13 protein-coding genes and 1 riboswitch are annotated in these 10,624 nt (G+C 70.3%); of the genes, 10 read left to right on the forward strand and 3 right to left on the reverse strand.

Translation table 11 applies throughout. From position 1 onward, the window contains the following. Positions 1-72 precede the first annotated feature (72 nt). A complete protein-coding gene (locus tag WU80_RS16450) occupies positions 73-708 on the forward strand; it encodes an NUDIX hydrolase (protein ID WP_055403831.1) in 636 nt (211 codons plus the stop codon). Here WU80_RS16450 and thiE read toward each other — a convergent pair. Next, positions 680-1,363 (reverse strand): thiamine phosphate synthase, encoded by a 684-nt coding sequence (gene thiE, locus WU80_RS16455; RefSeq protein WP_055403832.1) that lies wholly within the window; start codon positions 1,361-1,363, stop codon positions 680-682. The genes WU80_RS16450 and thiE overlap by 29 nt on opposite strands. Before the next feature lie 37 nt (positions 1,364-1,400). Beyond that, positions 1,401-1,510, forward strand: a riboswitch (TPP riboswitch). Here thiE and thiO point away from each other — a divergent pair. The 4 genes from thiO to WU80_RS16475 all read left to right on the forward strand — a co-directional run bounded on the left by thiO (position 1,501) and on the right by WU80_RS16475 (position 4,220). Continuing rightward, positions 1,501-2,517 carry a glycine oxidase ThiO gene (gene thiO / locus WU80_RS16460; RefSeq protein WP_055403833.1) on the forward strand — a complete coding sequence of 339 codons (1,017 nt, stop codon included), beginning with the start codon at positions 1,501-1,503 and terminating at the stop codon, positions 2,515-2,517. Its footprint overlaps the riboswitch before it by 10 nt. Beyond that, positions 2,514-2,711, forward strand: coding sequence for a sulfur carrier protein ThiS (thiS, locus tag WU80_RS16465; protein WP_055403834.1), 198 nt, complete (start codon positions 2,514-2,516; stop codon positions 2,709-2,711). The genes thiO and thiS overlap by 4 nt, the downstream gene beginning before the upstream one ends. Positions 2,712-2,760: 49 nt before the next feature. After that, positions 2,761-3,465, forward strand: coding sequence for a thiazole synthase (locus WU80_RS16470; protein ID WP_231633836.1), 705 nt, complete (start codon positions 2,761-2,763; stop codon positions 3,463-3,465). Further along, complete coding sequence (locus WU80_RS16475; RefSeq protein WP_055403836.1) at positions 3,462-4,220, forward strand: SGNH/GDSL hydrolase family protein; 759 nt, start codon at positions 3,462-3,464, stop codon at positions 4,218-4,220. The genes WU80_RS16470 and WU80_RS16475 overlap by 4 nt, the downstream gene beginning before the upstream one ends. Before the next feature lie 4 nt (positions 4,221-4,224). Here WU80_RS16475 and WU80_RS16480 read toward each other — a convergent pair whose 3' ends face one another. Continuing rightward, positions 4,225-4,746: a hypothetical protein gene (locus WU80_RS16480; RefSeq protein WP_055403837.1), complete on the reverse strand. Its 522-nt coding sequence runs from the start codon at positions 4,744-4,746 to the stop codon at positions 4,225-4,227. Positions 4,747-4,810: 64 nt separating this feature from the next. After that, complete coding sequence (locus WU80_RS16485; RefSeq protein ID WP_055403838.1) at positions 4,811-5,338, reverse strand: hypothetical protein; 528 nt, start codon at positions 5,336-5,338, stop codon at positions 4,811-4,813. Positions 5,339-5,664: 326 nt separating this feature from the next. Between WU80_RS16485 and WU80_RS16490 the strand changes: the two genes are divergently transcribed. The 5 genes from WU80_RS16490 to WU80_RS16510 form a co-directional block, all read left to right on the forward strand. Then, positions 5,665-6,000: a CD225/dispanin family protein gene (locus tag WU80_RS16490; protein WP_055403839.1), complete on the forward strand. Its 336-nt coding sequence runs from the start codon at positions 5,665-5,667 to the stop codon at positions 5,998-6,000. 10 nt (positions 6,001-6,010) lie between these two features. Beyond that, entirely contained in the window at positions 6,011-6,436 is a 426-nt protein-coding gene (locus WU80_RS16495) for a DUF2752 domain-containing protein (protein ID WP_055403840.1), read from the forward strand. A 53-nt stretch (positions 6,437-6,489) separates the two neighbouring features. Then, complete coding sequence (locus tag WU80_RS16500; RefSeq protein WP_055403841.1) at positions 6,490-7,974, forward strand: M28 family metallopeptidase; 1,485 nt, start codon at positions 6,490-6,492, stop codon at positions 7,972-7,974. Beyond that, positions 7,971-9,443 carry a M28 family peptidase gene (locus tag WU80_RS16505; protein ID WP_055403842.1) on the forward strand — a complete coding sequence of 491 codons (1,473 nt, stop codon included), beginning with the start codon at positions 7,971-7,973 and terminating at the stop codon, positions 9,441-9,443. Before WU80_RS16500 ends, WU80_RS16505 begins: the two co-directional genes overlap by 4 nt. A 31-nt stretch (positions 9,444-9,474) precedes the next feature. Beyond that, positions 9,475-10,624: HNH endonuclease signature motif containing protein (locus tag WU80_RS16510; protein WP_055403843.1), on the forward strand; the 1,150-nt coding region annotated here is incomplete at its 3' end.

The following is a 10,624-nucleotide window of genomic DNA, read 5'->3' on the forward strand; positions in this document are numbered from 1 at the left end:
TCTAAGAGGATGTTGCGGCGGATGGGTGGAGGCAGACCAATTGACCAGCGATCACGTGCCTATCCTGAACTCGTGCAGGGCGACGGTGACGGTTGGGTGGTATCCCGCAGCGGCGCCCACTATTGGGGCCGGTTCGGCGCGGCGGGCCTCCTGCTGCGGGCCCCGCGGCCGGACGGCAGCCCCGCAGTGCTGCTGCAGCACCGCGCGGTGTGGAGCCATCAGGGTGGGACGTGGGGCCTGCCCGGCGGCGCACGCGACAGCCACGAGTCGCCCGAGGAGACCGCCGTTCGCGAGGCGCACGAGGAGGCCGGCCTGCCCGGCGAGCTGCTGACCGTGCGGTCGACGGTCGTCACCGCCGAGGTCACCGGGCTCGGCGGCGCGCGCTGGACCTACACCACGGTGGTCGCCGACGCGGCCGAGTTGCTGCCCACGGTGCCCAACGGGGAGAGCGCCGAGATGCGCTGGGTCGCCGAGGACGAGGTGGCCGAGCTGCCACTGCATCCGGGTTTCGCGGCGAGCTGGCAACGGCTGCGCAGCGCCACGGCGCTGCTGCCGCTGGGCGACGCCGACGAGCGACGCCGGCACCTGCCGCGCACGATCGAGATCGAGGACGGCGTCTTCGTCTGGTGCATGCCGGGCCCCCCGCTCGAGGCCGACGAGACGCCGGCGCATCCCCGGATCAATTCGCTGCTGCAAGCGCTGAGCTGAGCCGTTGCGCCGCGTCCCGCGGGTCTTCGGCCGCGGTGATCGCGCGCACCACCACGACGCGTCGGGCGCCCGCGGCGAGCACCTCGGGCAACCGCTGGGCGTCGATGCCCCCGATCGCGAACCACGGCTTGTGTCCGCCGATCGCGGCGGCCGCCCGCACCAGCTCCAGTCCCGGCGCCGCGCGGCCCGGTTTGGTGGGGGTTGGCCAGCACGGGCCGACGCAGAAGTAATCGGGCCCGGCGGGCCCAGAAGAACGAGCCGCCGCGGCCGCCTGGTCGCGGTCGTGACTGGACAGGCCCAGCAGCGCGTCCGGCCCGACGAAATCGCGCGCGACGTCCAGCGGCAGGTCGCCCTGCCCCAGATGCAGCACGTCGGCGCCGGCCGCGCGGGCGATGTCCGCCCGGTCGTTGACCGCGAACAGCGCGCCGTGCCGGCGGGCCGCGTCGGCCAGGATCTCGCAGGCCGCCAGCTCGTCGCGCGCCTCGAGGGGCCCGAACCGCTGCTCCCCGGGCGACCCCTTGTCGCGCAGCTGGATGATGTCGACCCCGCCGGCCAGCGCGGCGTCGGCGAACTCGGCCAGATCGCCCCGTTCCCGGCGCGCGTCGGTGCACAGATACAGCCGGGCGGCCGCCAGCCGATCAACTCGTTGATGCACACCGCGACGCTAGCGCGCTAGCGTGGAGGCCGAAGAACCATACAGACACGGGAGTCCCGGGAACGGGGTCTGAGAGTGGGCGCGCCTGCCCTTACCGTCACACCTGATCCGGGTCATGCCGGCGAAGGGAGGCCAACATGCCAGCAGACCGCGGGTCGTTGGCGGTCATCGGCGGCGGCGTGATCGGGCTGTCGGTGGCGCGCCGCGCGGCGCAGGCCGGCTGGTCGGTGCGGGTGCACCGCACCGCCGACAAGGGCGCGTCCTGGGTCGCCGGCGGCATGCTGGCCCCGCACAGCGAAGGCTGGCCCGGCGAGGAACGGTTGTTGCGGCTGGGCCTGGAGTCGTTGCGGCTCTGGCGCGAGGGCGGCTTCACCGACGGGCTGCCGCCGCACGTGGTGACCGCCCGGGAGTCGTTGGTGGTGGCCGTCGACCGGGCCGACGTCGCGGACCTGCGCACCGTCGCCGACTGGTTGTCCGCGCAGGGGCACCCGGTGGTCTGGGAGTCCGCGGCGCGGGATTTGGAACCGCTGCTGGCGCAAGGCATCCGGCACGGCTTTCGTGCGCCGACCGAGCTTGCGGTGGACAACCGCGCGGTGCTCGACGCGCTGTCGACGGAATGCGAACGCCTCGGGGTGCGCTGGGCGCCGCCGGCGCGCGACCTGTCGGCGGTCGACGGCGATGCGGTCGTGATCGCCAACGGCATCGACGCTCCCGCGCTGTGGCCCGGGCTGCCGGTGCGCCCGGTCAAGGGCGAGGTACTGCGGCTGCGCTGGCGGCGCGGCTGTATGCCGGTGCCGCAGCGCGTCATTCGCGCCCGCGTGCACGGGCGGCAGGTGTACCTGGTGCCCCGCGCGGACGGCGTGGTCGTCGGCGCCACCCAGTACGAGCACGGGCGCGACACCGCCCCGGTGGTCTCGGGGGTGCGCGACCTGCTCGACGACGCCTGCGCGGTGTTGCCGGCGCTCGGCGAATACGAGCTGGCCGAGTGCGCCGCCGGGCTGCGCCCGATGACACCCGACAACCTGCCCCTGGTGCAACGCCTGGACGAGCGAACCCTGGTGGCCGGCGGCCACGGCCGATCCGGGTTCCTGCTCGCGCCGTGGACCGCCGAACAGATCGTGTCCGAACTGGCCCCGGTGGGAGCCCGGTCATGATCGTCGTGGTCAACGAACGCAAGCTCGACGTCGACGAGCGCACCACGGTGGCCGCGCTGCTGGAGTCGCTGGGCTACCCGGACCGCGGCGTCGCGGTGGCCATGGACGACGCGCTGCTGCCCCGCTCCAGTTGGACGACAACGCTTTTCGATGGTGCTCGGCTAGAGGTGGTGACGGCGGTGCAGGGTGGCTGACTCCTCGAAACTCACCATCGGTGACCGCAGCTTCGCCTCGCGCCTGATCATGGGCACCGGGGGAGCGACCAGCCTGGCCGCGCTGGAGGAGGCGCTGGTCGCGTCGGGCACCGAACTGACCACGGTCGCGATGCGGCGGGTCGACGCCGAGGGCGGGACCGGGCTCCTGGACCTGCTCAACCGGCTCGGCATCACGCCGCTGCCCAACACCGCGGGGTGCCGCAGCGCGGCCGAGGCGGTGCTCACCGCGCAGCTGGCCCGCGAGGCGCTGAACACCAACTGGGTCAAGCTGGAGGTGATCGCCGACGAACGCACGCTGTTGCCCGACGCGGTCGAATTGGTCAGGGCGGCGGAACAATTGGTCGACGACGGCTTCGTCGTGCTGCCCTATACCAACGACGACCCGGTGTTGGCGCGGCGGCTCGAAGACGCCGGATGTGCGGCCGTCATGCCGCTCGGTTCGCCGATCGGCACGGGCCTGGGCATCACCAACCCGCACAACATCGAGATGATCGTCGCCCGCGCGGGCGTCCCGGTGGTGCTCGACGCCGGCATCGGCACCGCCAGCGACGCCGCGCTTGCGATGGAATTGGGTTGCGACGCGGTGCTTTTGGCCACCGCGGTGACCCGGGCCGCCGATCCCGCGACGATGGCGGCCGCGATGGCCGCCGCCGTCACCGCCGGCTATCTGGCCCGCCGGGCCGGGCGGATTCCCAAGCGCTTCTGGGCGCAGGCGTCCAGCCCGCAGCGATGAAACGGTATGTGGCGCTAGGCAGTTCGATGGCCGCCGGTCCCGGCATCCGGCCGCGTGCCGCGGGCGCGCCGTTCGGCTCGGGCCGGTCGGCGCGCAACTATCCGCACCTGGTCGCGCGGCGCTGCGGCCTCGAACTGGTGGACGTCACCTTCTCCGGCGCCACCACCGCACACGTCCTCGCCGAGCGGCAGCGCGGCGCACCGCCCCAGATCACCGCCCTGGACGGCTCGGAAGGCTTGGTGACCATCACGATCGGGGGCAACGACGTCGGCTACATCCCGTTGCTGGTGGCCGCCTCGTTGCCGCGCCCGGTCAAATGGCTGCCGCTGCTCGGTGCGCGCATCACCGAACTGCTGGACTCCGACGCGCGGAACCGGGCCCTCGACGCCGTGTTCGAATCACTCTGCGCGGTCGGTCATGCGGTGCGCGAGCGCGCCCCGCGGGCCCGCGTCATCTTCGTCGACTACCTGACCGTCCTGCCGCCCGCGGGCGCGCCGGCCGCCCCGCTCTCGCCGGAGGACGCCGACCTCGGTCGCCACGTGGCCGCGACACTGGAACGGCTCACGGCCGACGCGGCGACGGAAACCGGCTGCGAAGTGGTCCGGGCCGGCGCGGCCAGCCGGGACCACCACGCGTGGTCGGCTGACCCCTGGACCACCAGACCCGGTGTGCCGCTACCGGGCCGGGCGGCGCCGCTGCACCCGAACGCCGCCGGGATGCGCGCCGCCGCCGACCTGGTGGCCGCGCTGTGCTGACGGGTCAGCCGTTGGTGCGCCACCACTGGTAGAGGGCGTTGACGTCGGAGTTGGCCGCCGTCAGATGGCCCAACACATTCTTTGCGTCGGTGGTCCAGGTCAGCGTCGCGTAGTTCTTGTAGGTGCCGCACGCGATCTGGCCGCCCGTCTGGCCGTTCTGCTTCCAGGTGCCCGGTGACTGCCCGGCGTCCCCGCAGGCGGCCAGCGAGACGTCCTTGATGGTGGAACTGAACGCCGCGCCCAGGTTCGTGCCGTTGGAGAAGAGGGCGTAAACGCCGGAGCCGGGTCCGCTGGGGTCGGGGCTTTGCCCGCACAGCAGCTCGGCCAGTTCGCCGGATTCGGTCAACTCCTGCGGCTTGCAGTTGTTGAGGCCGTAGCCCTTCGACAGGTTGGCGGCCAGCGTGTTCATGTCGGCGGCGCTGCCGGTGTTGGGTTCCGCCAGCGCTGTGCCGCTACCCGCCAAAGCCAGACTGCCGGTGAGAGCCGCGGTCGACACGACTCGCAGCGTGGTGATGAGATGTGACATTTTCGTTGACTCCCTGCGGTTGTTGGTTGGATGGTGCGAAATCCCTTACCCCCCAAGGTGACCCTCAGCCGTTGGCTCGCCACCACTGATATAGCGCCGCGGCGTCGGTGTTGGGCCCGCGGATGTAGCTCAAGATGTTCTTGGAGTCCGTGGTCCAGATGATCTCGGCGGCGTTCTGATACGTCCCGCACGCCACCTGGCCGGCATTGCCGCTGTTGCTGCCCTGGTGCCAGCTGGTGGGTGACTGGCCGCTGTCCCCGCAGGTGCCCAGCACGTCGTCCTTGATGCTTGCCTTGAACGAGCCGACCAGATTCTCACCGTTGTTGAACAGGATGTACTTGGCCTGGACCGGTCCGCTCGGGTCGGGGCTCTGTCCGCAAGTCAGCGACGCCAGTTCGCCGGTGGTGATGCTCTGGGCGGTGCAGTTGTTCAGCCCGTAGCCCTTTGACAGCGACGCCGCGAGTGTGTTGATGTCCGACGAGCTACCGGTATTCGCGGGATCCGCGGTCGCGGTGGCGCTTCCCGCTAAGCCGGAAACGCCCACGAGCGCGGCGGCTGTGGCGGACCGCAGCGCGTTGCTGAGATGGGACATCCTCCGACTCCTTAGCGATTGTCACTAACTAGGGATCGTAGGGCTATGTCCTGACAAAGCAACACATTCCGCTGGCAATTGTCTGTCTGGGCATCGTTCCCGACGCCGCGGTGCAACGGGCCGTTAGCCAGCTGTTTTGAAAGGTGCTGGCAGTCAGTTCTTTTCGCTTTTCTGATCGCTTTCCGCAGGCTAGCCGCCGGCGAGGCCCTCGCGCCGCACCCCGGCCGGGGCGGAAGGGATTTTCAAATTGCTAGTGCCGCCGCGACTGTGCTCGGGTATGGTTAGCACCGCTTTACGCCAGCTAACATCTCGGGACTGGAGAATCCATGACACAGCCGCCGGCACCGCCCCCTCCGCCGCCTGGTTACCCGCCGCAGCAGCCCGCCGGGCAAGCGCCGAATAACTATTTGGTGTGGTCCATCCTGGTGACCCTGTTCTGCTGCCTCCCGTTCGGGATCGTGGCAATTGTCAAGTCCAGCCAGGTCAACGGGCTCTGGGCGCAGGGCCGCTACGCCGAGGCGCAGGCGTCTGCCGACAGCGCCAAGAAATGGGTGATCTGGTCGGCGGTCGTCGGTGTCGTCGTCGGCATCATCTACGGCATCTTGATGGCGGTCGGCGCGCTGAACACGAACACCAACGCGGCGCTCGCCGCGATGTTCTAAGGCAGCGACCATGGTGACCCGCCAAGGGTCGGTGCCATCGGGTTTGGGTGCGCCGCTGGTGGTGGCCGCATCCGCGACCCTGATGTGCGCCGCCATCTGGGCGGGTGACCCGACAACCCCCCACGGTCCGCTGCCGGTGTGTCCCACCAAGGCGCTGTTGGGGATCGACTGTCCGGGGTGCGGCAGCCTGCGCATGCTGTATTCCCTGATGCACGGCAACGTAATGGCGGCCGCCAGGTTCAACGCGTTGGGCCTGGCGGCTGTCGTACTCCTGGTGTGGGCATACCTCGCCTGGACCTATGGACGGCTGGCGGGCAGAAGGGTGCGGAGCTGGCAGCACGGCCGCTGGGCCGCGGCGGTGACCATGACGTTGGTCGTGGCGTGGTTTGTGGTGCGCAACATCCCCTTTGCCCCATTCAACGCGCTCTACGTCTGATACCGCCGTGTCCTGATCCCGGCCGCTCGGGCCGCGGATTAACCTGGGGCGCGATGAAGAAATTCTCGGTGATGCCGGCGGCGCTCCTCGTGGTAGCGCTGGCCGCGTTCTCGGCCGGCTGCTTCCATCGGTCCGCGTCGCCGCCGGGCGGCAACCCCGCCGCGGCGGAGTTCGCCGGCGCGTTGCACGACAAAGTCACGACCGACGCGATGATGGGGCACCTGACGAAGCTCCAGGACATCGCCAACGCCAACAACGGCACCCGGGCCGTGGGCACCCCCGGTTACGAGGCCAGCGTCGATTACGTCGTAAACGCGTTGCGAGGCAGCGGTTTCGACGTGCGAACGCCGGAATTCTCGGCGCGGGTGTTTCACGGGGACAAGCCCGAGGTGACCGTCGGCAACAAGCCGGTGGAGGCCCACGCGCTCGACTTCAGTCTTGGCACCCCGCCGGAAGGGGTGAGCGGACCGCTGCTACCCGTCGGCACCGGCCCCGCCTGTGCGGCCTCCGATTACGGCAACCTCCCGGTGCGGGGGGCCGTGGTGTTGGTGGACCGCGGCAACTGCCCCTTCGCGCAGAAGGAGGAGGCCGCGGCCCAGCGCGGGGCGGTCGCGATGATCGTCGCCGACAACGTCGACGAGCAGCAGATGGGCGGCACCCTGGGGCCGGACACAGAAGTCAAGATCCCGGTGGTGAGCGTGACCAAGTCCGTCGGCGTGCAACTGCGCGCGCAGCCGGGCCCGGCCACCATCAAGCTGAACGCCAGCGTCCAAAGCTTCAAGGCCCGCAACGTGATCGCCCAGACGAAGACGGGTTCGACGAGCAACGTCGTGATGGCGGGCGCGCATTTGGACAGCGTGCCGGACGGCCCTGGCATCAACGACAACGGCTCGGGCGTGGCCGCGGTGTTGGAAACCGCGCTGCGGCTGGGAAGTTCGCCACCGGTGCGCAACGCGGTGCGGTTCGGCTTCTGGGGTGCCGAGGAGCTCGGCCTGATCGGATCGCGCAACTACGTCGAGTCGCTGGACTTGGCCGCGCTCAAAAACATTGCCCTGTATCTGAACTTCGACATGCTCGCGTCGCCGAACCCGGGCTACTTCACCTACGACGGTGACCAGTCGCTGCCGGCGGATGTTCGCGGCCAGCCGGTGGTGCCGGAGGGTTCGGCCGGCATCGAACGCACCCTGGTCGCCTACCTGAAATCCGCCGGGAAGACCGCGCAGGACACCTCGTTCGACGGCCGCTCCGACTACGACGGGTTCACCCTCGCGGGCATCCCCGCCGGCGGCCTGTTCTCCGGCGCCGAGGTGAAAATGTCTGCGGAGCAAGCCAAGTTGTGGGGTGGGACGGCCGATCAGCCATTCGACCCCAACTATCACCAGAGGACCGACACCCTCGATCACATCGACCGGACCGCGCTGGGCATCAACGGCGGCGGCGTCGCGTATGCGGTGGGCCTGTACGCCCAGGATCTCGGCGGCCACAACGGAGTGCCGACGGTCGAGGACCGCACGCGTCACGTGCTAACCAAATCATGATCGGCCGGCTGGGCGCGACGCTGCTGCTGGCCGCCGGGCTGCTGGCGGGCTGCTCGTCGACACGGCCCGGATCTCCCGGTGCCGCACCGGATCTGGGTCGAGGCCTGGCCGCAAAGGTGACCTCCGACGCGATGTTCACCCACCTGCGCGCGCTGCAGAACATCGCCAACGCCAACAAGGGGAATCGGGCGGACGGCACGCCGGGTTACGACGCCAGCGTCGACTACGTGGTTAAGGCCTTGCGGGACAGGGGTTTCGAGGTTTTGACGCCACAGTTCGACCGGCTGTACAACGTGTCCCCGGGCCGGCCGGCGATGACGGTCGCCGGCCGCAGCTACGCCGTCGACCAGGCCTCGCTGTTGGTCCAGACACCGCCCGGCGGCCTGACCGGTCCCGTGGTGCGGCCCAGCCAACCGTCGGGCTGCGCGGCCGCGGATTACCCCACCGCGCTGCCCAAGGGTTCGATCGCCGTCGTCGACGACGCGCGTTGTTCGGTGGTGGACAAGCAGAACAGCGCGGTGGCCAAGGGCGCGGCCGCGCTGATCGTGCTCAGCGCGCCCGCCGGCCAGGGCGCCCCGGCCACGTTGTTCAACCCCGGCTACTTCAAGCAACTGACCGTGCCCGTCGCGGTGGCCAATCCCGCGGCCGCGGCCGCACTGGGCGGCGCAGGCGCGCCCATCCGCCTGGTGCTGGACGCCCAGAACATCAAGATCACCTCGCGAAACGTGTTGGCGCAGACCAAGACCGGTTCACCGCACGAAGTGATCGTGGTCGGCGCACATCTCGACAGCCCGCGCGGCGGCCCGGGCATCAACGACGACGGCACCGGGGTGGCCGCGGTGCTGGAGACGGCGCTGCAACTCGGCCCACTGGCGCCGGTGAACAACGCGGTGCGCTTCGCGTTCTGGGGCGCCGACGAGGACGGGCTGAACGGCGTCATGGACTACGTGTTCGGCATGGACAGCGATCAGCTCAACGACATCGCGATGTACCTGAACTTCACCACGCTGGGTTCGCCCAACGCCGGCTTCTTCACCGATGACGGCGACCAGTCCGGTCCGCCCGCCCCCGGGGTGACCTACGCGGACGTCCCCGACGGGTCGGCCGGCATCGAGCGCACCCTGGGCGGCTATCTCAATCTGGCGGGGAAGCGGCCCGCGGACATGCCGCTGAGCACCCTCGCCGACTACCACCCCTTCATGGTCGCGGGCGTGCCGATCGGGGGCCTGACGGGCGGGGCGTCACAGCAGAAGACGACCGTTCAGGCCCGCCTGTGGGGCGGCCAGGCCGGCGCCCCCTTCGACCCGAACTATCAGGGCCCGCGCGAAACCGTCGACAACATCAACCGGGACGCGTTGGCCATCATGGGTTCCGGCGCCGCCTACGCCGTGGGCAGTTACGCGGAATCCATCGGCGGCGTCAACGGCGTGCCGCCGCACGACAAACGGCATCGGACCCGGATGCCGTAACTTGTCGGCGGGGCGCGCTATACTCGAACACATGTTCGATGGCCGGCTACACGACTATTGGGAGCCCCCGCGGTGCGAGCGGTCCCGCGCGCTGGTGGACCAGATGTCGGCGTCCTGGCGGCTGGAGGCGCAAGCGGTCGCCGGCCGGTTGGATGCGGTCGGGGAGTTGTTCGAACTGCGCCGCGCCCAGCGCGGCGAGGAGTCGGATTGGGCGGTGGACACCTGGGCGGCGGTGGGGGCCGAAGTGGCCGCGGCCCTACGGATCAGCCTGGCGATGGCGGGCAGTTTCATGCGGTACGCGTTGGCCATGCGTGAGCGGGTGCCGCACGTGGCGGCGGTGTTTCGCACCGGCGACATCAGCTACGGGCTGTTTCAGACGATCGTGTACCGCACCGATCTGATCACCGACCCGGCGGTGTTGGCCGCCGTGGACGCCGAGCTCGCCGTGCGCGCGGCGCGGTGGCCGTCGATGACCAGGGGCCGGCTGGCCGGCGAGGTCGACAAGATCGTGGCCAGGGTCGATGCGGATGCGGTGCGCCGCCGGCGCCAGTGTCAGGACGAGCGCGAAGTCCGGATCGAGGATCTCGAGGGCGGGATGTCCGAATTCCGGGGCAGCCTGTTCAGCCCGGATGCCCACGCCCTGGACAGGCGGTTGGATGCCCTGGCGGCCACGGTGTGTGAACACGACCCGCGCACTCGCGACCAGCGGCGCGCCGACGCGCTCGGGGCGTTGGCGGCCTCGGCGGACCGGCTGGGCTGCCGTTGCGGGCGGCCCGATTGCGCGGCCGGAAAGCGCCCTGCCGCAACGCCTGTCGTCATTCACGTGATCGCCGAGGAGGCCGGCATCCGGGGCCGCGGCTCGGCTCCGGCTTCGGAGGTGTCCGCGGACGGGCTGATAACCGCCGAGCTGGTGGCCGAACTGGCCGGCACGGCCAAGCTGGTGCCGCTGGGCGCCCCCCTCGAGGCCGAGCCGCGCTACATCCCCTCGGCCAAGCTGGCCGACTTCGTGCGGTGCCGGGACCTGACCTGCCGGGCGCCGGGGTGTGAGCGCCCGGCAGTCGACTGCGACATCGACCATACGATCCCGTACGCCGAGGGTGGGGCGACGCATCCGTCGAACCTGAAATGTCTTTGCCGCCAACATCATTTGCTGAAAACGTTCTGGGGCTGGCGCGACCAAC

Source organism: Mycobacterium sp. UM_11, from assembly GCF_001414075.1.
Lineage (GTDB): Bacteria > Actinomycetota > Actinomycetes > Mycobacteriales > Mycobacteriaceae > Mycobacterium.